19 protein-coding genes and 1 pseudogene are annotated in these 21,042 nt (G+C 72.4%); 13 read left to right on the top strand and 7 right to left on the bottom strand.

Annotated elements, in window-relative coordinates; genetic code table 11:
* Positions 1–8: 8 nt before the first annotated feature.
* Positions 9–1,706: an FAD-dependent oxidoreductase gene (locus tag AB0D01_RS35745; RefSeq protein ID WP_363062839.1), complete on the bottom strand. Its 1,698-nt coding sequence runs from the start codon at positions 1,704–1,706 to the stop codon at positions 9–11.
* Positions 1,707–1,866: 160 nt separating this feature from the next.
* On the opposite strand from AB0D01_RS35745, the gene AB0D01_RS35740 reads away from it, so the two are divergent.
* From AB0D01_RS35740 to AB0D01_RS35730, 3 genes are read left to right on the top strand one after another with little or no spacing between them, the layout of a single operon-like run.
* Entirely contained in the window at positions 1,867–3,483 is a 1,617-nt protein-coding gene (locus AB0D01_RS35740; RefSeq protein WP_363062837.1) for a class I adenylate-forming enzyme family protein, read from the top strand.
* Between the two features lie 43 nt (positions 3,484–3,526).
* Entirely contained in the window at positions 3,527–3,823 is a 297-nt protein-coding gene (locus AB0D01_RS35735) for an antibiotic biosynthesis monooxygenase family protein (RefSeq protein ID WP_363062835.1), read from the top strand.
* Positions 3,820–4,530, top strand: coding sequence for a 4'-phosphopantetheinyl transferase superfamily protein (locus AB0D01_RS35730; protein ID WP_363062833.1), 711 nt, complete (start codon positions 3,820–3,822; stop codon positions 4,528–4,530). Before AB0D01_RS35735 ends, AB0D01_RS35730 begins: the two co-directional genes overlap by 4 nt.
* Before the next feature lie 56 nt (positions 4,531–4,586).
* On the opposite strand, the gene AB0D01_RS35725 is transcribed toward AB0D01_RS35730, so the two are convergent.
* The 3 genes from AB0D01_RS35725 to AB0D01_RS35715 all read right to left on the bottom strand — a co-directional run bounded on the left by AB0D01_RS35725 (position 4,587) and on the right by AB0D01_RS35715 (position 8,042).
* On the bottom strand, positions 4,587–5,486 hold the full coding sequence (locus AB0D01_RS35725; protein ID WP_363062832.1) for an RNA polymerase sigma-70 factor: 900 nt from the start codon (positions 5,484–5,486) through the stop codon (positions 4,587–4,589).
* Between the two features lie 144 nt (positions 5,487–5,630).
* Positions 5,631–6,836, bottom strand: a complete 1,206-nt coding sequence (locus AB0D01_RS35720; protein WP_363062830.1) for an FAD-dependent oxidoreductase — start codon at positions 6,834–6,836, stop codon at positions 5,631–5,633.
* A gap of 111 nt (positions 6,837–6,947) precedes the next feature.
* Positions 6,948–8,042, bottom strand: a complete 1,095-nt coding sequence (locus AB0D01_RS35715) for a bifunctional lytic transglycosylase/C40 family peptidase (RefSeq protein ID WP_363062828.1) — start codon at positions 8,040–8,042, stop codon at positions 6,948–6,950.
* Positions 8,043–8,175: 133 nt separating this feature from the next.
* On the opposite strand from AB0D01_RS35715, the gene AB0D01_RS35710 reads away from it, so the two are divergent.
* The 7 genes from AB0D01_RS35710 (at position 8,176) to AB0D01_RS35680 (ending at position 15,005) form a co-directional block, all read left to right on the top strand.
* The gene (locus AB0D01_RS35710) at positions 8,176–8,631 is read left to right on the top strand and encodes a hypothetical protein (protein WP_363062826.1); all 456 of its coding nucleotides are present in this window, start codon (positions 8,176–8,178) and stop codon (positions 8,629–8,631) included.
* On the top strand, positions 8,628–8,912 hold the full coding sequence (locus AB0D01_RS35705; protein ID WP_363062824.1) for a hypothetical protein: 285 nt from the start codon (positions 8,628–8,630) through the stop codon (positions 8,910–8,912). Before AB0D01_RS35710 ends, AB0D01_RS35705 begins: the two co-directional genes overlap by 4 nt.
* 236 nt (positions 8,913–9,148) lie before the next feature.
* Positions 9,149–9,679: a hypothetical protein gene (locus AB0D01_RS35700; protein ID WP_363062822.1), complete on the top strand. Its 531-nt coding sequence runs from the start codon at positions 9,149–9,151 to the stop codon at positions 9,677–9,679.
* A gap of 200 nt (positions 9,680–9,879) precedes the next feature.
* A complete protein-coding gene (locus AB0D01_RS35695) occupies positions 9,880–11,010 on the top strand; it encodes a hypothetical protein (RefSeq protein WP_363062820.1) in 1,131 nt (376 codons plus the stop codon).
* On the top strand, positions 11,007–12,461 hold the full coding sequence (locus tag AB0D01_RS35690) for an SCO6880 family protein (protein WP_363062818.1): 1,455 nt from the start codon (positions 11,007–11,009) through the stop codon (positions 12,459–12,461). The genes AB0D01_RS35695 and AB0D01_RS35690 overlap by 4 nt, the downstream gene beginning before the upstream one ends.
* A 75-nt stretch (positions 12,462–12,536) precedes the next feature.
* A complete protein-coding gene (locus tag AB0D01_RS35685) occupies positions 12,537–14,129 on the top strand; it encodes an ATP-binding protein (RefSeq protein ID WP_363062816.1) in 1,593 nt (530 codons plus the stop codon).
* A gap of 294 nt (positions 14,130–14,423) precedes the next feature.
* A complete protein-coding gene (locus AB0D01_RS35680; RefSeq protein WP_363062815.1) occupies positions 14,424–15,005 on the top strand; it encodes a TetR/AcrR family transcriptional regulator in 582 nt (193 codons plus the stop codon).
* A 102-nt stretch (positions 15,006–15,107) separates the two neighbouring features.
* Here AB0D01_RS35680 and AB0D01_RS35675 read toward each other — a convergent pair.
* Together AB0D01_RS35675 and AB0D01_RS35670 are read right to left on the bottom strand one after the other, a co-directional pair.
* Positions 15,108–15,212: pseudogene (locus AB0D01_RS35675) on the bottom strand (TetR/AcrR family transcriptional regulator); the annotation flags it as partial.
* A gap of 370 nt (positions 15,213–15,582) precedes the next feature.
* Positions 15,583–16,158 (bottom strand): TetR/AcrR family transcriptional regulator, encoded by a 576-nt coding sequence (locus AB0D01_RS35670; RefSeq protein ID WP_363062814.1) that lies wholly within the window; start codon positions 16,156–16,158, stop codon positions 15,583–15,585.
* Between the two features lie 150 nt (positions 16,159–16,308).
* Here AB0D01_RS35670 and AB0D01_RS35665 point away from each other — a divergent pair, with 150 nt between their 5' ends.
* The gene (locus AB0D01_RS35665; RefSeq protein WP_363062812.1) at positions 16,309–17,895 is read left to right on the top strand and encodes an MDR family MFS transporter; all 1,587 of its coding nucleotides are present in this window, start codon (positions 16,309–16,311) and stop codon (positions 17,893–17,895) included.
* Between the two features lie 157 nt (positions 17,896–18,052).
* Positions 18,053–18,757 carry a DUF4097 family beta strand repeat-containing protein gene (locus AB0D01_RS35660; RefSeq protein ID WP_363062810.1) on the top strand — a complete coding sequence of 235 codons (705 nt, stop codon included), beginning with the start codon at positions 18,053–18,055 and terminating at the stop codon, positions 18,755–18,757.
* Between the two features lie 103 nt (positions 18,758–18,860).
* Here the strand turns inward: AB0D01_RS35660 and AB0D01_RS35655 are convergent, their stop codons facing one another.
* A complete protein-coding gene (locus AB0D01_RS35655; protein ID WP_363062860.1) occupies positions 18,861–20,258 on the bottom strand; it encodes an MFS transporter in 1,398 nt (465 codons plus the stop codon).
* Positions 20,259–20,497: 239 nt separating this feature from the next.
* On the opposite strand from AB0D01_RS35655, the gene AB0D01_RS35650 reads away from it, so the two are divergent.
* Positions 20,498–20,977: a MarR family transcriptional regulator gene (locus AB0D01_RS35650; RefSeq protein ID WP_363062808.1), complete on the top strand. Its 480-nt coding sequence runs from the start codon at positions 20,498–20,500 to the stop codon at positions 20,975–20,977.
* Positions 20,978–21,042 lie beyond the last annotated feature (65 nt).

Genomic DNA, 21,042 nt, shown 5'->3' with positions numbered 1-21,042 from the left:
ATTCCCTCTCAGACCGCCGCGCCCGAACGGGCGGGCAGCACATGGACACGCCGAAGCAGGTTCTCCAGCCCGGCACCCTCGTCGAGCGGCCCCAGGGCCGCCAGATATCCGTCGGGCCGCACCAGTGCGAAGGACGGGCCCGCGCCCTGTCCCAGCACCCGCCGCACCCGGTCCTGCGGGTCGTGCAGGGGCGCGGGCAACCCGTCCGGCGCGGGTGACCCGTCCGGCGCGGCCGACTCCTCCCCGCGCACCACCCGTACGGACACGGCCGCGCCGTAGGCGCCGCACACCCGCCCCACCACGTCCGGCACGGCCTGGGCGCCGGGGAAGACCAGCAGCGTCCACCGGGGGTCGGTCAGCTCCTCGCACACCGCCCGCCATCCCGCGCTGCGACTCAGCTCCAGGTCCGAACAGGCCACGCGGTCGCCCGCCCGGACTCCCTCGGAACCGGACCCGGACCCCACGGCCGCGACCGCGGCCGCCGACGGCGCGACGGTCAGCGGACTGGACCGGTAGTGCAACGCCAGCCCCGACATCCCCCGCAGGATCTTCCGCTCCAGCCGCCGCTTGAGCGGCCCGACCAGGTTCAGCAGGGCCGTCCCCACCGGAAGCACCACCGGCGCCGCCGCGTTGCGCAACGCGATCAGCTTCGTCGCGGTCCGCGTCGAACCGAGCAGGATCTCCCCGACCGGCACCCGCTCCGCGCCGTACGTGTCCAGCAGACCCTCGTCGGCCTGCCCGCGCACCACGGCCGCCAGCTTCCACGCCAGGTTGTGGCCGTCCTGGATGCCCGTGTTCATGCCCTGGCCGGAAGCCGGACTGTGCACGTGGGCCGCGTCACCGGCCAGGAAGCACCGGCCCGAGCGCATGTTCTCCACCATCCGCTGACGGATCGTGAACACCGACGTCCAGGTCAGCTCCTTGACCGTCACCGGCTTGCCGAGCCCCTCCGACATCTTCGCCTCGAAACGGGCCCGCACCACCTCCGGCGGGTCCTCGTCGCCGACGTCGTCGGTGTCCAGCAGCCGCCACTTGCCCGACTCGGGGAACGGCACCATGAGGATCGTCCCGCGCGACAGGTGCATCCAGTGCAGGCTGTCGCGCGGCAGCTCCGTGTCGATGAAGGCGTCCGCCACCATCCAGCGCTCCGAGGAATCGCCCAGGAGCTCGACCCCGATCCGCTTGCGCACCGTACTGTGCGCCCCGTCGGCGCCGACCAGCCAGTCCGTCCCGTACTCCTCGACCCGACCGTCGGCGTGCCGCAGGTGCGCCGTGACCCGGTCGGCCCCGTTGTCCAGGCCCTCCAGCTCCACCCCCCACTCCACGTCCACGCCGGCCGCCCGCAGCCGCTCGCGCAGGACCCGCTCCGTCAACACCTGGTCGACCTGCAACGTGAACGGGAAGCGGGTCACGAGCCGCGAGTAGTCCGTGCCCAGCGTGGTCAACGCCCGCCCGGCCCGGTGCACCGTGAAGTTGTCCACCTTCTGCCCCAGTGCCAGCAGATCGGGCAGGACGCCCATCTGGTGGTACACCTCCAGCGTCCGGGCGTGCGTCGCCGTGGCACGGCTCGTCGTCGCCGGCCCCGCGGCCCGGTCCACGACCCGCACCCGTACGCCCCTGCGGACCAGTTCATGGGCCGTCGTCAGCCCGACCGGACCGGCCCCGGCGATCAGCACCTCGGCGCCACCGGTTGTTCCCGCGCTCATCAGCTCTCCCTTCGCCCTGCGATCCGGGCCACCCTGCCCGCCCCGTTTGGACGCTGTTCGGAACCTCGTTCAAGGCCCCCACACGCGGCGCGCCGCCCGCGGCACGCCGCTTCCGATCCGTGTCGAACCGCCTTCGAACCGCCGGCGGCACAGTGCCCCCATGACGACCACCGATCCCGTCACCACCACCAGCTCGGAGATGGCCGGACCGCCGCTCGCGACCATCGCCCACCTCATCGCGGGCCCCCGCGTGGACGACGTCCTGCGCCGCGCCGCCGCCCGACGGCCCGCCCGCACCGCCCTGCGCTCACCGGCAGGCGAGATCGGCTACGCCGAACTGGACGCCCAGGTCGACGCCTTCGCCGCGGCCCTGCGGGCCCTGACCGGCGGCCCCGGCGCGGTCGTCGCCCTCGCCTCCGTACTCGACCCGGTCTTCGTCACGGCCTTCTTCGGCATCTCCCGCGCCGGCGACACCAGCGCCCTGGTCAACCCGCTGCTCCCGCAGGAGCGCATCACCCACGTCCTGCGTTCCTGCCGGGCCCGCGTCGCGATCGTCAGCCCCTCGATGCTGCCCGTCATCACGGCGGTCCGAGACCGTCTGGCGGACCTCGAACACATCCTGCTGACCCACCGCGAGCCCGACATGCCCGCGGACGCCGCCGACCTCATGACCGTCGAGGAACTCGCCGCGAACGCACCGGCCTTCACCGAACTCCCGCCGCCCGCCCCCGACGACGTGGCCTGCCTCCAGTTCACCAGCGGTACCACCGGAGCACCCAAGGCCGTCCGGCTCAGCCACCGCAACCTCACCGTCAACGCCGCCCAGACCGCCCACATGCACCAGGTCGACGAGCACTCCGTGCTCTTCAACCACCTGCCGACCCTGCACCTGATGCACGTCACCGTCGCCGCCACCGCCGGCGCCACCCACGTCCTGTGGCGCGGCGCGGACGTCGCCGCCGCCGTCACCGCCGCCGACGCCCACCGGGCGACGCACTACTACAGCCTGCCCGTACGCCTGGCCGCACTCGCGGCGGACCCCCGCCTGGGCGAGCTGGAGGCCCCGGCCCTACGGGCCGTCCTGTCCGGCGGCTCCGCCCTCTCCCCGGACGCCGCCGGCGTCCTCGGCCAACACTTCGGCGTCCCCGTCGTCCAGGGCTACGGACTCGCCGAGACCTCCCCCACCACCCACCTGTCCGACCTCGACCGACCCCGCGCGGGATCCTCCGGCGTCCTGGTCCCCGGCGCCGAGAGCCGGGTCGTCGACCCCACGACCCGAGCCACCCTGCCCGTCGGCGAACGCGGGGAGATCCAGGTTCGAGGTCCCCAGCTGATGCTCGGCTACCTCGGCCGCGACCTCGCCCTCGACGTGGACCCCGACGGCTGGTTCTCCACCGGCGACATCGGCTACACCGACCCGGACGGCAGCCTCTTCGTCGTGGACCGGATCAAGGACGTCTTCAAGTGCGACAACTGGCTGGTGTCACCCACGGAGATCGAACGCGTCCTGCTGCGCCACCCCGCCGTCGCCGACTGCGTCGTCGTCGACGCCCCCCACGAGTCCAGGGGCGCCGTCGCCCACGCCCTCGTCGTCGCCACCGACCCCGACCACCCGGTCGCGGACCTCATCGAGCACGTCAACTCCCGGCTGCCCTACTACGAGCACCTGCACCACGTCTCCCTCGTCGAGGACATCGCCCGCTCGGCCACGGGCAAGGTCCAACGCCGAGCCCTGCGCGACGCCCACCTCGCCCACCTCGCCACCCACCGCCCCTGACCACCCCATCCACCCGCCCTCACCGATCGAAGGAGCCACCACCGTGCACGTCTTCATCAACCGCTACACCGTCACCGGCGACCTGGAGGAGTTCCGCACCCTGCTCGGACGGCTCTCCGCGCACATGCGCGCCCAGCCCGGCTTCCACTCCCACCGCCTCTACCGCTCCCGCCGCGACGAGCGGACGTTCGTCGAGCTCGCCGAATGGACCGACCCCGACTCCCACCGCCAGGCCCTCGCCGGCGAGGGCTTCCAGGGCCCGGTGGCCGAGCTCCGCAAGCTCGCCACCGCCGACCCCGCCCCCTTCGAGCTGCTCTCCACGTATCCCGCGGCCCCGTGACCCGGGCGCACCCCACACCCCGGGACGGCGCGGTCGACGTGTGGGAACTACGCCCGTCCGACCGGGACGACGCCCTCGACGACACCCGGGCCCTCGACGCCACCGAGCGGGCCCGGGCCGCCCGGTTCGTCGATCCCCGCCACCGCGCGCGCTACGTCGCGGCCCACATCGCCCTACGACGCGTCCTGTCCGCTTACGCCGACCTGCCCGCCGCGGCGTTGACCTTCGGCCGCGCCCCCTGCCCCGGCTGCGGCGGGCCGCACGGCCGCCCCGTCCTGACCGGCGTCGACGGCGCACCACACTTCTCCCTCTCGCACAGCCGCGGCCTGGCCGTCGTCGCGGTCGCCGGAGCCCCGGTGGGCGTCGACGTCCAGCACGTTCCGCCCGCCGGGACGGTCGCGCACTGCGCCCCGGCGCTGCACCCCGGGGAACGCGACGAACTGGCCGCCGTGCCCGACCCCGGACGCGCCGAGGCCTTCGCCCGCCTGTGGGCGCGCAAGGAGGCCTACCTCAAGGGCATCGGCACCGGTCTCGCGCGCGGCACGGCCGCGGACTACCTCGGCGCCGACCCCGCCGGCCACCCCCCTGGCTGGCACATCCACGACCTCCCGGGCCTGGGAGCGCCGACCGCCCTCGCCCTGCGCTCCACCACTCCGCCCCGCCCGACCGTACGGACCCTGCCCGCCGGCAACCTCCTTCCGGGGTGAGGACGGACGACCGAACCGGTCGGGCGACCACGGCCCCGGCGGGCGTCGGGCACCGGTCACCGCCGGGTGAGCGGGACCCCCGAGGCGACGCGGCCCAACTTCTCGGGATTGCGCACGTAGTAGAGGCCGTTGATCAGGCCGTCCTCCAGACGGACCGCCAGCACCCCGTCGAACGCGCCGTCCACGTGCACCAGGAACGCCGGACCGCCGTTGACCTCGGTGGGGGAGAAGGTGACCGCGTTCTCGTGCTTGCCCAGGCCACCGAGCATGAAGCGGGTCACCTTGTCGGCTCCGGAGATCGGCCGCAGCGCCGCCTGCTTGATGCCCCCGCCGTCGCTCACCAGCACCACCTGCGGGGCCAGCACGTCCAACAGCCCCTGCGGATCGCCCGTCTCGATCGCGAGGCGGAACGACTCCATCGCCGCCGAGGTCACGCTCGGCGGTACCACCTGCCGGGGGCGACGGGCGTCGACGTGCCGGCGGGCGCGCATCGCGATCTGCCGCACGGCCGCCGGGGTCTTGTCGACGGCGACCGCGATGTCCTCGTAACCGACGTCGAACGCCTCGCGCAGCACGAAGACGGCGCGTTCGGTCGGCGACAGCGTCTCCAGGACGAGCATCATCGCCATCGACACGCTCTCGGCGAGCTCGAAGTCCTCGGCCACGTCAGGCGTGGTCAGCAGCGGCTCGGGCAGCCAGGGGCCGACGTAGGACTCCTTGCGGCGCGTCATCGTGCGCAGCCGGTTCAGGGACTGCCGGGTGGTGATCCGCACCAGGTAGGCGCGCTGGTCCTCCACCTTCTCCTGATCGACGTCGGCCCAGCGCAGCCAGGTCTCCTGGAGGACGTCCTCGGCGTCCGCCGCCGATCCCAGCATCTCGTAGGCGACGGTGAACAACAGGTTCCGGTGCGCGACGAACGCCTCGGTCGCCGGATCGGAGGTGACGTGGTCGTTCATCTCCCGCCCCCACCCCTGCGCGCCCGGCCCCGGTCTCCGACGGCCCTCGAACGCCCGTCCACGGCAATCCCCTCTCGTTGGCGACCGCCCATTGTGCCCGTGCAAGATCCACTACGGGCACCCCGGGGCGGTCGCCCCTCCCGCCTACGCGACCCGCTCGGGGTTCCCGGCCGGGGCCTCCTCGCCGCGGGCCGCCAGCAGCTCCCGCCGCCGGGCGCTGCCCTTGATGCGGTGCAGGCCGTACGAACCGGGCTTGCCGGCCTCGTCGGCCAGGTGCTTCACGACCCCCGAGCACACCTTCTCCTTCAGCTTCGCCCCCGGGCGACCCCCGACGTGGAACCACACCGCGACGTCGTGCTTGGCGAACTGGAAGATGCCCGCCTCCCGACCGAGGCTGATGCACTGCCCGGCGAACTTCTCGTTCAGCTCCCCGGGCACCTTCCCGTCGATCCGGTCGGCCACCGTGTCGGCGGCCCGCGCGCCGAGCGGCATCGCCGCCTGGCAGCTCATCCGCAGCGCCATCCCCGACGGCGCCGCCGAGTCGCCCGCCGCCACGATGCGTACGTCGTCCACGCTCGTCAGCGTCTCGTCCGTCAGCAGCCGGCCCAGGGCGTCCGTGCGCAGCCCGCTGCGCACCGCCAGGTCCGGCACCCCGAACCCGGCGGTCCAGATCGTCAGCGCGCTCTCCACCTCACGACCGTCGGCCAGTTCCACGGCCTCGCGCCGCACCGCCGTCACCTTCGTCCCCGGGCCTTCCAGCACGGTCACCCCGAGCGCCGCGAACCGCCGGGCGACCGAACGCCGACCCCGCGCGTGCAGGTACGGCCCGAGCACCCCACCGCACACCAGCGTCACCCGACGCCCCGCCTCCGCCAGCTCGGCGGCCGTCTCGATACCCGTCGGACCGGCCCCCACCACCGTGATCGGGGCCGTCGCGGGCGCCGCGTCGAGGGCCGGCCGCAACCGCAGCGTCTCCTCCAGATCGGCGATCGGGTACGCGAACTCCGCCGCCCCCGGCACACCCGGATCGGCGCTGCCGCTGCCCACCGCGTAGACGAGGTAGTCGTAGCCCACCGTGTCGCCGCCCGCGAGGTCCACGGCGCGCCCGGCCGCGTCGATCCGGGTCACGCGGTCGACGACCAGCCGTACGCCCTCCGCCAGCACGTCCCGGTACGCGACGACCGCGTCGTCGTTGCCGGCCGCGAGCTGGTGCAGACGGATGCGGTGGACGAAGTCCGGGCGGGGGTTGACCAGCGTCACGCTCACGTCGTCGCGCGCCGTCAGCCGGTTCGCCGCCATGACCCCGGCGTACCCGCCACCGATCACTACGACGGTCGTCTTCTCAGTCATGGTGTCTCCTCGGCTCCGACCCCGCTCCAAAGGGGGTTCGGCCACAAGACACCGCGCGTCCCGGCACCGTGACACGATGTGACGCAGGTCACTTCGGGCCGGTTCCGGACGTCAGGGACGGGTGGCCCCGAACCAGTCGCCCGGCGGCATCGCGGAGGCCAGCGGCTCCACGTCGACCTCGCGCCCCGTACGAGGCGCGTGCAGCACGTTCCCGTCCCCCGCGTACAAGGCCACGTGGTAGATGCCGTCGGCCCCGCCCCTGGACCAGAACAGCAGGTCACCCGGACGCAGTTCCCCACGCGACACCGTCCGCCCGGACGTGGCCGCGTACTGCGCCGAGGCCACCCGCGGCAGCCGCCGCGACGGCCAGTACGCGTACCGCACGAGGCTCGAACAGTCGAAGCCGACCGTCGACCGCGCGACGCACGCGCCGCGCAGGTATCCGTTGATCCCGTCGCAGAATCCCGTCGAAGGACCCGCCGGCGAGCCACCGCCCCACGCGTACGGCGTCCCCCGCCACGCCTCCGCCCGCCGCAGCGCCGCGACACCCGCCCCGGCCCCGGCCGCCCCGTACTCCCGGGGCACCCTCGCCACCCTCGGCCCCTCGAACCCGAACCGGGCCGTGCCGGCGAGGACCGCCCGTACGTACGCGTACGTCTCACCGCCCGCGAACCACCGCGGCGGAACCCCGCGGAACTCCACGACCCGCCCCCACCCCGCGTTGTACCCGGCCAACGCCAACGCCCGCGGATCACCCCCGAACCCGCTCGACCTCGCGTCCCCGAGCAGCGAACACATCATCCGCCCCTGCGCCGTGACGGCGTCGCCCACGTCCCACGGCGAAGCGCGCCCGTTGCCGTCGGCGTCACGGCCCCACGTGCTCCACGTACCCGGCATGAACTGGGCCGGTCCCTGCGCCCCGGCGCGCGAGGTCGCCCGCGCCCGACCCGTCTCGAAGCGGGACTCCCGCCACAGCTGCGAGGCCAGCAGGGCCGGCGTCAACTCGGGCCGCGGACAGTCCGCGTCGGCCGCCAGGATCCACGACCGGAACGCGGCGGGCACGTTCCGCAACCCCGCCGCGCCGGACCCGCCCGCCGCGCCGGCCGCCCTGGCGTCGGAGTCCAGGAGGCCGACCCCGACGCACGCCGCGAGGGGCAGCAGCAGACCTCCCAGCGCCACGACCGCGGCTCCGACGAGCGCCCTCATCCCGTTCCCCTCCCTCGAACCGTTCCCCGATGGGGTGACGACCGCGCCGACCGACCGGCCCCGCACGCTACTCTTCGTGATCGCGTGAGGCCAAATGCGTGACCGAACGCCGGGGGTAGAGGGGAGTTGGGGCGTGTCCACGCACTCGCAGGCACCGTTGCGGTATGCGCTGATCCCCGTGGAGGGCCACGGGATCGCCGTGGTGACCGTCGCGCGGATGCTCGACGGGGACGCGGGCGGCGCCCGCGCCCGCGTCCTCACCGGACCGGAACCGCTCCCGTACGGAGCCCAGCCCGTCCTGGTCGCGGAGACGACCGTCTACGGCGCGACCCGCGTCGAGGAACTCCTGCTGCGCTGGGGCTCCCTGCCCAAACCCTGGCTGGTGCTGGTGGCCGACGCCCCGGCCCGCCCCGTCGCGGACGCGCGCTACCTGGTCCGCGCCCTGGAGGGACGCCTGGCCGGGGTGGCGAGGGTGCCGTACCTGCCGGTCCTGCGAACGGTGCGGGGGCCCGCGGAGGCCCTGGAACACAAGGACGTACGGGCCGCCGCCGAGAGGCTGCGGCACGCGATGGAAGGAAACAAGCGATGAGCACGGACCTCTTCACGCTCGCGGGGGACCTGATCCCGGGCGCGAAGCCGACCGCGATCCCGAACCTGGACACGACCGTGAGCCGGATCTTCGGCTACGGGCTGTGGCTGCTGGTCCTCTCCGGCGTGGGCGGCACGGGCTTCGGCGTCTACAAGCTCGCGGTCGTCGACAAGAGCCGCGGCGGCGCCGGATCGGAGGCGTTCAAGTGGATGGGCGGGGGCGTCCTCGCGATCCTCCTGGCGGGCTCCCTGATCAGCATCCTCAACGGCATCAGCGGCTAGGGGCACCGAAGATGCCACGGACCAGGCGAACCTGGCCGGCGCTCGCCGCCCTGGCGGCCCTCCTCGCCTTCACGGCCTACGCCCTGCTCACCCCCGCCGAGCACACCCCCACGGCCACCGCCACCGCCCCACCCCCCACCCCGGTCCCGACGTACACCCCACCCCCCGACTGGACCGAACCCACCCGCTGGGCCTCCCTACCCCGCGGCACCCACAAGGATGAACAAGGCAGCGAGGTGGGCTTCCCCCACACGACTGAAGGCGCGGTGGCCATGGCAATGGCTGCTAACTCCATCAACGTTGAAGCTGGCCGGTCGACCGTTCATGAGCAGATGCGCCTCTACAACTCCTATCTCTTCGCGGGCGACCGTGAGCCTGAGGCGCCTGAGAAAATCAAACAGCAAGCAGTTGAGGTTGACGAGTTCATGGCTCAGCAGGCAGGCGTGAAGATGGGGGAATTGCTGCCGGCTGGTGTCTACATGCGAAATAACGTGATTGGCTACAAGATCATCAGCGAGTCGAAGGATGCGGTTGCTCTTTGGCTTCTGACCAGAGTGATTCAGAGAGTCAGCGAGAAACAGGAGGAGAGCTCTTTCACCGGAGCTTTGCTCGGTCTGCGTTGGCAGGACGGCGACTGGAAGCTATCGGCAGCAGCGACGGTCCAGGCTCAGAAAGAAACCGAAGCGGAGACTGAGCCTTCCTTGGTCGCTCCAGGCGACCCCGCGTTCGATGAGGCTGGTTGGACTGCCATTAGGACAGCCTCATGAAGCAGCGGATTGTGAGGTTTCTGTTGGCATTCGCGCTGACGCTGGGAGTAGCCCTACACACGCCACAGGTTGCTGCGGCCGACGGACTGGGCGACGGCGTAAAGTTCATCTGCAAAGTAGGTCTGGCGCCCATTCCGGGTGCGCTTTCCGAGGCCGCAAACCAGTCCTCCCGGAAACTGTGCTACCGGGCAAGTGAAGCAGTGGGTGTCCAGCTGGACAAAGGCTGGGAAAACATCAAGAACTCCCTGCTGGGCGACATCATCGAGTCCGCCCAGGACGCAACCCGCTGGATGCTCCAGAAGGTCCTCTTCCTCACCCTCTTCGGCCCCTCCCTCGACCTCGAAGCGACCGGCCTCTTCGGGCCGCGAGCCACCCTCGCCGGCATGTTGACCTGGCTCGGGCTCCTCTTCGCCGCCGCCGGGGTCGTCTGGCAGTTCGCCAGATCCGCGCTCACCGGTCAGGCCCGCCACGCCGGGCGGTCCCTGTTCGGCTGGGTGGAGAACCTCGTCGTGGCCGCCTGCGGCGTCGGCCTGTTCGGGCTGCTCCTGGAGGCCGGCGACGCCCTCACCGTCGGCCTCGTGAACGCCGCCTTCAAGGGCGAGAACCTCTTCGACCGGGTCCTGACCACGATGGTCCCCGCCCGCGTCGTGAACCCCGTCCTCGTCCTCGGCCTGCTCCAGGTGATCCTCGTCGTCGGCTTCGTCCAACTCGTCCTCGTATACCTGCGCCAGAGCGCCATCCCCGTCATCTGCCTGCTGCTCCCCCTCGCGAGCGGCGGCCGCACCGGTGGCGCGGCCACCCGCAGGTGGCTGCCCAACCTCGTCACGACCGGCCTCGCCGTCATCGCCTACAAACCCCTGCTGGCCGTCCTCATCTGCATCGGCTTCACCGAGTTCGGCACGGCCCAGACCCTGGCGCAGTGGCTCCGCGGCTGCGCCACCCTCGTCCTCGGGGTCCTCGCGCCCGGCCCCCTCATGCGGCTGTTCGCGCCGCTCGGTACCGCCGTCGGCGAGGGCATGGCCACCGGCGGCGCGGGCGGGGCGTTCGGTGCGGTCGCCGACCACCTCAGCCGCCGCAAGGGCGCCGACACCGCACCCGACGGGGAGGGCGCCGCCCCCTCGACCGCCGTGCAGCACGCCCGCTACGTCGAGCGGAGCATGGCCGACCGGACCACCGGGACCGCCCGAACCCCCGCACCGGAAGGCGCGACGACGCCCACGCGGACCTCCCGCACCGAAGCCGCCGCCCGGGTCCCCGACCAGATCGGCATCGAGGTGATGGACGGCGTCAACGACACCGCCCACGAACCGATCGGAGGGTCGCGCCGGTGACCACCCACGAGGTGCCCGACACCCTCATGGTCGAGGGCTTCCGCGCCCGCCGCTCCTTCGGCCTCGGCGGGCTCTCCAAGGGCGCGACGATCACCGCCGCCCTGGTCCTGCTGCTGGACGGGCTGATCGCCACCCGCGCCCCGGCCACCCTCCTGCTCACCCTCCCGGTCACGCTGACCGTCTTCGCCCTGGCCGCTGCCCGCCGCCACGGCATGCCCGCGCTGTCCTACTACTGGGCGCGCCTCGCCTGGCGCCGCGCCGCCCGCTTCGACGTCACCGCCTACCGGCGGCTCCTCCTGCCGCACCCCTACGCCCTGGACCTGCCCGGCGTCGGCGCCTCCTCCACCCTCATCCGCGCGCACGACCCGACGACCGGCAGGAAGGTCGGCGTCGTCCACGACCGGGCGACCGGACGGATGACCGTCAGCACGCTCCTCGCACCCGGCGGCAGCCTGATGGCCCCGACCTCCACCGTCCGGGGAAACCTGCGCACCTGGGCGTCCGTCCTGGACGCCATGAGCACGGACGAGCAGATCAAGGGCGCCTCGGTCACCATCCAGATCACCCCCGGCGCCGGCGAGGCCCTGGCCGACGACGTGAAACTCCGTCAGGACCCGGGCGCGCCCCTCCTCGCGCGGCGGATCATCGACGAACTCGTCCGCACCACCCCGCACGCCACCGCCTCCGTGGCGCCCTGGATGTCGGTCACGGTCGACCCGACCGCGTCCGCGAACCCGCCCACCGACCTCGCCGAACAGGTCGCCGAGGCGCTGAAGGTCGTCGATTCCCTCGACCTGTCCGGCACGGGCACCGACATCGAACGCCGCGCCACCGACGTCGACCTGCGACGCCTGGTGCGCAGCGCCTACGACCCCGCCGTCTTCAACGCCCGCGACGCCGACTTCGAGGAACTCTCCTGGGGCGAGTGCGGTCCGCAGGCCGCCGACGACGGCTGGGAGGAGTACGCCCACGACGGCGCCGTCTCCACCTCCTGGGTGCTGCGCGAGATGCCGCGCCGCCCCCTCGCCTACAGCGTGCTCCTCCCCCTCCTCGCCCCCGGCCGCTTCCAGCGCCGCGTCACCCTCGCCTACCGGGTCCTCGACCCGTACGAGGGGGAGGCCGTACTCGAACGGGAGATCAGCAACGCCCACCAACGCGCCCAGGCGACCGCGGAGGTGAAGGGGCGGGCGAAGTGGACGCAGCGGGCCGACACCCGGCGGGCCGAGCAGGCGGCCGCGCAGATGGCGGGCGGCGCGCAGGTCGTCGACTGGACCCTCATGGTCACCGTCACCGCACGCGCCGCCGCCGACCTGCCCGCCGCCCGCCAGGAACTCGAACGCGCGGTGAAGGCGATGCGCGGCATCCGCATGCGCCCCGCGTACGGAGCCCAGGCCGCCGTCTTCGCGGCCGGCATCCCCCTGGGCTACCACCCCCTCGTCAAGGACCGGTGACCCCCTGAAGACCGAGGCCGAAGACCCCCGATCCCCCCGATCCCCCCTGTTCCCCCGATTCCTCCGGTGCCCCCGATGACCCGCAAGCCGAAGCCGCCGGTCCTGCGCACCCCCCGGCGCCTGCTCCTGCCCGCCGACACCCTCCCGAGCCGCGACGAACGCCGCCACCGGCGCAGGCTCCGGGGCCGCTTCGCGCCCCGCCCCGGCTGGGGCGGCCGGTTCGGGGGGCGCGCTCCCGTCGAGGACGCTGGCACCGTCCACACCGGTCCCACCACCCAGGCCGGCGGCCTCTACCCGTTCCTCCTCGGCTCGGGCCTGCCGCCGCGCGGGGTCCCGGTCGGCCGGGACGTCCTGACGGGCGAACTCGTCTGCGTCGACCCGTCGGGCTGGACCGGCAAGCTGACGACCAACCCCGGCATGTGGGTCATGTCGCAGCCGGGCGCGGGGAAGTCCGCGCTGGTCAAGCGGGTCTGCCTGGTCTACTCGGCGTACGGGCACATGGTGTGCGTCCCCGGCGACGTCAAGGGCGAGTACTCCACCCTGGTCGCCGAGCTCGGCGGCTCGGTCGTACGGATCGGCGACGGCATCGGCCGCCTCAACCCCCTGGACTCCGGCCCCCTCAAGGACCGCGCCCGGACCCTGCCCGCCGACCGCCGCCGGGCCCTCCTCGACGTCCTCAACGGCCGCCGCCTGGAGACCCTCGTCGCGCTCCTGTCCACCCAGCACGGCCTCGGCCGCACCCCCGACGAGATCGAACGCTCCGCCCTCGACACCGCCGTGCAGGTCGCCTCCGCCGCGCAACCTCCCGGTAGTGATCCCGTGGTCGCCGACGTCGTCAAGGTCCTGCGCGCCGCCCCCGAGGAACTGCGCGGCAAACTCGCCGCCGACGGAGAGCGCTACCGCGATCTGACCCGCTCCGTCGTCGCGGGCCTCGACAACCTGATCGGCGGCCCGCTCAAGGGCCTCTTCGACGGCCCGACCACCACGCCCCTCGACATCGACGCGCCCGCCGTGTCCGTGGACATCTCCGCGCTGCGGGCCCGCGGCAACGACGTGGTCTCCGCCGGGATGATCGCCACCTGGGCGTACACGTACAGTTCCATCGACTCGGCCCGCTCCATCGGGCTGATGGACCGCAAACTCGTCCTGCCCATGGACGAGATGTGGCGGGCCCTGCGCTCCGGTCCGGGCCTGGTCGACGCGATGGACGCGATCTCGCGCCTCAACCGCACCACCGACGACGTCACGATCTACGTCACCCACTCGCTCCTCGACGTCGAGGCCCTGCCCACCGAGGCCGACCGGGCCAAGGCCCGGGGCCTGATGGACCGCTGCGACACCTGGGTCATCGGGGCCTCCTCGGAGGAGGAACTGCGCCGCGTCACCGGCAAACGTTCCCTCACCGAGCAGGAACGCATGATGATCGGCTCCTGGTCCTCGGCCACCTCCACCGGCCTCGACATCGCCCCGACCGACGCCGCCGCCGACACCGAAGCCGTCGACGCCATCGACATCGAAGGCGCCGGCGCCCGCCACCACCCGGGCCGGGGGAAGTACCTGATCAAGGTCGGTGCGCGGCCGGGCATCGCGGCGGCGCTGGAACTGACCGCCACCGAACAGCGCCTCTACCGCACCGACGCCAACCACCGCCGCCGCACCCGCCGCTGAGCCGGGCTCCCCGACGGCGGATGCGGGGGTGAAGGGCCGAGATCGGCATTGCCAAACAGATCGGTCTGATTCAGAACCCGTCTCGCAGGTGAGCGAAGGGTTCGATATGAGCCAACTACCCACCTGTGTCCCGCCATTCGGAACGCGAGGTGCGAAAGAAGTGAGAAGTGCCACCGGAAGGGGTAGGGCGAAACAGGCATGCCTGTATGATTTTAGTTGCACCGTCAACCAAAGTGTGTAGCGGGGGTTGTCGGAGAGTCGACACATCGAGCGAGAGACGGCGGGTGCAACCCCATGACGCAACGGTCCCATCAGACCCGTCAGGCCCTCGTGCGTGCGACGGCGGAGCTGATCGCCGACGGTCGCGTCGCCGACGCGGGCCTGGTGAACATCTGTGACCGGGCGGGCGTGACCCGAGGTGCCCTCTACCACCACTTCCCCTCCACCGCGTCGTTGGCGGCCGCCGTCTACGACCAGGCCCGCACACGGGCCTGGTCGTTCACGGAGGAGGCGTTCGACGGCGCCGAGTCGGACGCGCCGAAGCGATTCTTCACGGCCCTGGGCGCGGCCATGGGGAACGAGAAGGTGGTGCGCGCGGGCATGCAGCTGGCAGCCGACGGTTCGGACGCCCGACCGTGCCTGCGCGACGAACTGCTGGCCATGGTGCGTCAGCGCGTCGTCGCCACGCACGCGAACGCGACCGCTTCCACGGGCGAGGCTGCGGACCTGGCGGACCTGGCCGTGGTGGTGGCCGCGGGGATCGAGTCCCTCGGCAGGTCGGACCCGGCCTGGTGGGAGGACAAGACCTCGACCCGGCTGTGGGAGGTCATGCGTCCGCTCTTCGAGTCGGTGGAACCGGATCCGCGACGGGCCTGACCCGACCTGACCCGATCTGAGCCGGCGCGGTGACGGGCCCCGGGCGGATCAGGCCTTCGCGGGCTCGGGCGGCAGCTCCAGGCGCAGCCGTCCGATCAAACCCATCTCGTTGGTGCCGGCCGCTTCGTACCCGCACTCGTCGAACAGCTGGGCGGCGGCTTCCAGGATCGCCCGCCTCGAACGCTTCCCGCGCTCCTGTTGAGCCATGGCAGACCAGACCCTTAATTTTCCTGCCCGAATCGTGAGCCCGAATTTTGACAGACGTGTCTGTACCGAAACGAGTTCCGGAACCGGTGCCGCCGATGGAGGGATCGTCGCCCCGTACGAGGTCAGGCACGCCCGAGACGGAAGCCGCCCCCGCGCCGTCGTGATCCACTTGCTGGAGCCGAGCCTGCCGCGCAACGTGCTGTGCCGGAGATGATCGGAGCGTCGCCGACCGCCCGGAGGCCCCGATACACGCGGTGGGGCAGCAATGGAGGTGCGCCGCCTCGGTGTCGGCTCCATCGCGCGGATCGTGGCGGACCTTGAGGAAGCCGTCCGTTGCCGGCCGGTGCGCGGCTGAGCGCGCGCGGTCGGCTCAGCCGCACTCCTCGGACACCGAATCCAGTGTCTCCAGGGCCGACTCCAGGAGGGCCAGGCGCTTCTCCTCGGGGCTGCCGGCCAGGGCGTGCAGGGAGAAGGCGCCGAAGTGGACGCTCACGAGGGCGTCCGAGAGTCGCACCTGGGTGCGTACGGACGCCCCGTGTTCGTACAGCAGCTCCGCGACCGCGGCCACCCGGTCGTTGAGGGTCTGCCCGATGCCCAGCGCCCGCAGCGCCGCCTGGTTCTCCTGCATGATGCGAAAGAGCGGGGTGGCGTCCTTGAGCACCTCGCTGTAGCGGCGCAGGACCTCGCGCTTGGTCTCCAGGGTCCGGGGGCGGGTCCTGGCCCACGCGATCAGTTCGTCGACGGGCGCGCCCAGACCCTGGGAGATCGACAGCAGGATCTCCTCCTTGGCCTTGAAGTGGTAGTAGAGGGCGGCCTTGGTGATGTCGAGGCCCTCCGCGATCTCGCGCATCGAGGTCTTCTCGTAACCCCGCTCGACGAACAGCGCCAGGGCGACCTCCTGGATCCTCTCGCGGGTGTTCGTCCTGGCGGTCGGTCTGCCGGGCATGGGGTCCTCCTGTGCGGGCTCCGGGTCGCCATTCTACTTGACGGCCGGTCAGTAAATGTCCTAGCTTCCCAGTCGCCCACTCTACTTACCGTCCGGTCAGTAAGTAAGGAGAGGTGGCGCGGCACTGATCCCGTCCGAAAGGAACCCACCATGGCGCACGACCCCGCCCGGGGCGGCCCGCCCGCCGGCACGCCCCCGCGTCCTCGCCACCTGCTCGTGATGAGCGCCGTGGTGGTGGCCATGCTCCTCGCGGCACTCGACAGCCTCATCCTCGGCACCGCGATGCCGACGATCGTCGCCGAGCTGGGCGGCCTGGAACACCTGTCCTGGGTGGCCTCCGCCTACATGCTCGCGACCGCCGCCTCCACCCCCGTCTGGGGCAAGCTCGGTGACATGTACGGCCGCAAGACCGTCTTCCTCACCTCCATCGGCCTCTTCCTGGCCGGCTCCGTGGTCGCCGGCCTGGCCCAGTCGATGGGACGACTCATCGGCTTCCGCGTGCTCCAGGGCCTGGGCGCGGGCGGCCTCATGGTCGGCGCGCTCGCCCTCATCGGCGAGCTGATCACCCCGGCCGAGCGGGGCAGGTTCCAGGCCATGGCCTCCACGGTCATGGGCGCCGCCATGGTCGGCGGCCCGCTCGCGGGCGGCTTCCTCACCGACCACTTCGGCTGGCGCTGGTGCTTCCACCTCAACGTGCCCCTCGGGCTGATCGTCTTCCTCGCGATCGCCACGGGTCTGCACCTGCCGAAGAAGCGCGCGCAGGCCCCCGTCGACTACCTGGGCGCGGCCCTGCTCACCGCCGTGATCACCGCCCTGGTCCTCATCACCACCTGGGCCGGCACCCGCTACGACTGGACCTCGCCCGTCGTCATCGGGTTGGCGGTCGTCGCCGTGGCGGGCACCGCCGCCTTCCTCGCGGTGGAGCGCGGGGCCGCAGCGCCCATCCTGCCCCTGGACATCTTCCGCAGCGCCAACTTCAGCCGGGCCAACGTCGTCGCCTTCCTCTTCGGCTTCGTGATGGTCGCCGCGATGACCTTCCTGCCGATCTACCAGCAGACCGTCCAGGGCGCCTCCGCCGCCGGCGCCGGCATCCTGATGCTGCCCCTCCTGCTCGCCTTGGTCGGCGTCAACACCTTCGCCGGCCGACTCATCGCCGAGCGCGGCGACTTCAGGCTGTACGCCGTCATCGGTGGCGCGCTCCTGCTCGCGGGGGCCTTCCTCCTCTCGCTGATGGACACCACCACGAGCCGCCTGACCACCGGCCTCTCCATGGCCGTCTTCGGCGCCGGACTGGGCCTGCTGATGCAGGTCACCCTCTCGGTCGCGATGGAGAGCGTGGAGACGATGAACCTGGGCGTGGCCTCCTCCACGGTCACCCTGAGCCGGACCATCGGCGGCTCCTTCGGCGTCTCCCTCGCCGGCATCGGCTTCACCGACCGGGTACGGGGCGCGGCCCCGAGCGCCGATGCCGCCGGCGGTGAAGGCCACGCGCAACTGTCCGCCGAAAGCCTGGCCGCCCTGCCCGAACAGGTCCGCGCCGCCTACGCGGAAGCCGTCGCCGAGGGAACCCACGCCGCCTTCCTGATCGCCGCGGCCCTCGCGGCAGCCGCCTTCCTCGGCGCCTGGTTCATCAAGCCGCGGCCTCGGTCGGCCGCCGAAACCCCACCTCCTCACAACGACCGAATAGCGTTCACTGACAGTTCATTGCAATCCCCTGACGTAAGTTCATTGCGTTAGCTCTCGACTAGTTGCAACGAAATACCTGCTTTGAACTGTGTAAACATGGATACGACGCAATGAATATGTTGCCGAATCTTCGAACGCAACGTAGCTTTTCCTTCATCGGAAAGCGGCGGGCCGGAGAGTGCCCGCCGCGAGAGAAGGGGAAGACACCATGCAGTTCACCACCACCACCGTTGACGCCGCTGCCACCGCTGACGCCGCCGCTGTTGTGACCGCCGTGTTGGAGGTCGCGGCGGGTCGGGTGCGGTTCGTGGCCGTCGGGCGGGACGAGGTCTCGGTCGAGGTGCTGCCGGCGGACGCGTCGAAGGGGCGTGACGTGAAGGCGGCCGAGCGGGTGGGCGTCGAGTACGCCGACGGGATCCTGAGCGTCCGGGCCGAGAAGTCCGGCAAGGGCCTCTTCGGCGAGGACGCGGGCGAGGTCGAGGTGACCGTGCACCTGCCGGCCGGCTCCCGGGTCGAGGCCCGGACGGCGAGCGCCGAGGTGCGCGGGGTGGGCCGGTTGGGCGAGGTCGTCGTCGAGTCCGCCCACGGCCGCGTCGACCTGGAGGAGGTCGCGGGGGCCCGGGTGGGTCTGGAGGCCGGTGACATCCGCATCGGTCGCCTCGACGGCCCGGCCACCCTCACCACCCGCCACGGCGACCTCCACGTCGCCGAGGCCGTGCGCGGGGCGGTGAACCTGCGCACCGAACACGGTGCGATCACCGTCGGCGCGGCGGCGGGCGTCTCGGCCACCCTCGACGCCGGCACCTCCTACGGCCGCGTCCACAACGCCCTGGCCAACACCACCGGTTCCGGCGCGGCCCTCGACATCCACGCCACCACCGCCTACGGCGACATCACCGCCCACACCCTGTGACCCGCACGCGCCACCCCGGGATCGACCACGCCCCGGGAACGACGGTGCGGGCCGCGGGCCCGGACCCGGGCTCGGCCCAGGCCCCGCCCCCGGCCCCGCACCGTCAGGCATCGCGCGACCCCCGCTCCCGCAGCAGGATCCCGGTCAGCGCGATCGCGGCGACCAACAGGCCGGTACCCGTGGCGAACGCCAGGTGGTAGCCGCCGGTGAGGGCCTCGGCCGCGTCGCGGCCCGTGGCGGCCAGGGTCCGGGTGCGGGAGGCGGCGAGGGTGGACAGTACGGCCACGCCGAGCGCCATGCCGATCTGCTGGGTGGTGTTGAACAGGCCCGAGGCGAGCCCCGCGTCCTCCTCCCCGGCGTCGGACATGGCCAGGTTCGTGAGCGCGGGCGTGGCCAGGCCGAAGCTCGCGGCGAGCAGCATCACCGGCAGCAGGTCGGAGACGTAGGAGGCGTGCACCGGCAGCCGGGTCAGCAGGCCGAGCGCCAGGACGAGCAGGGCGAGACCGACGACGAGCAGCCTGCGGTCACCGAACCGCGCGCCCAGGCGGGCGGAGAGGCCCAGCGAGACCGCGCCGATCACGACGGCGGCCGGCAGCATCGCCAGGCCCGTCGCGGCGGCCCCGTAGCCCAGGACCTTCTGGAGGTAGAGCGCCACGAGCACCTGGAAGGAGAACAGCGCGGCCACCATCAGCATCTGGACCAGGTTCGCGCCGACGACGGTGCGCGAACGCAGGATCCGCAGCGGCATCAGCGGGGTGCGCGCCCGTGACTGGCGCAGGACGAAGCCGGCCAGCAGGGCCAGGGTGAGCACCCCGAGGCCGAGGGTGTGCGCGGAGGCCCAGCCGTACCGCTCCACCTCGACCACCGTGTAGATGCCGAGCATCAGCCCCGCGGTGACCAGCAGCGCACCGAGTACGTCGGCCCCGGCGCCCTTCGCCGGGCCCCGGTCGGCGGGGAGCGCGGGCAGGGCGAGGAGCAGGGCGGCGAGCCCGATGGGGAGGTTGATGAAGAAGATCCAGTGCCAGCCGAGCCCGTCGGTGAGGACACCGCCGAACACCTGGCCCAGGGAGGCCCCGGCCGCCCCGGTGAAGGAGAAGACGGCGATGGCCCTGGCGCGTTCGCGGGCTTCGGTGAACAGGGTGATCAGGATGCCCAGTCCGACCGCGGAGGCCATCGCGCTGCCGATGCCCTGGAGGAACCGGGCGGCGATCAGCAGGGCGGGGGAGCCGGCGAACCCGGCGAGCACCGAGGCGGCCGTGAACACCACCGTCCCCGCCAGGAACACGCGCTTGCGTCCGATCAGGTCGCCCAGTCGGCCGGCCAGCAGCAACAGGCTGCCGAAGGCGATCAGGTAGGCGTTGACGACCCAGCTCAACCCGGCGGGCGTGAACCCGAGGTCGTCCTGCATGGCGGGCATCGCGACGGTGACGATGCTGCCGTCGAGGACCGTCATCAGCATGCCGGTGGAGAGCACGCCGAGGGCGGTCCAGCGCGAGCGCAGCCCGCGGGCCCCGGCCCCGGGAGCCGTGACAGCGGCAACAGGGATCGACGGGGACGCGGGTGAGGGCGCGGGTGAGGAGGCGGGGACTTCCCCGGTCGCGGGGGAGGCGGGGGCAACAGCGGGCACAGGACTCTCCGTTCGAGGCATCGCCAGAGCGGTCGGCGGGCAACTGAGTGAGACCGTAGCAGATGGTTTCGTTGCAGACGATATTCAACGGATCGAATTGTTAGACTCGACGCATGACCGCTATGGCGTCCACCCGAACCCAGCCCGACCTCTCCTTCCTCCTGGACCACACCGGCCGCGCCCTGCGCACCCGCATGGCGGCGGCCCTGGGGGAGATCGGACTCACCGCACGCATGCACTGCGTCCTCGTTCACGCGCAGGAGGAGGAGCGGACCCAGATCCAACTGGCCGAGATCGGCGACATGGACAAGACGACGATGGTCGTCACGGTCGACGCCCTGGAGAAGGCGGGCCTGGCCGAACGGCGCCCCTCCACCAAGGACCGCCGCGCCCGCATCATCTCGGTCACCGAGAAGGGGGCGGCCCTCAGCGTCACGAGCCGGCGCATCGTAGACGAGGTGCACGCCGAGGCGCTGGCCTCCCTCGCCCCCGCCGACCGCGAGACCCTCCTGCGCGCGCTGGCCTCCCTCGCCGAGGGCCCCCTGGACGCACCGGCCGAAGCCCCCCGCCCGGCCCGCCGCGCCCGCCAGTGAGACCCGTTCGCCCGCCAGGCCCCCGTCCGACCGACAGGCCCCCGTCCGACCGGACGGGGGCCTGT

It is taken from the genome of Streptomyces sp. NPDC048606 (assembly GCF_040650855.1).
Classification (GTDB): Bacteria; Actinomycetota; Actinomycetes; order Streptomycetales; family Streptomycetaceae; genus Streptomyces.
Note: the sequence above shows the minus strand (reverse complement) of the source record. Positions and strands in the feature narration are given on the sequence as shown.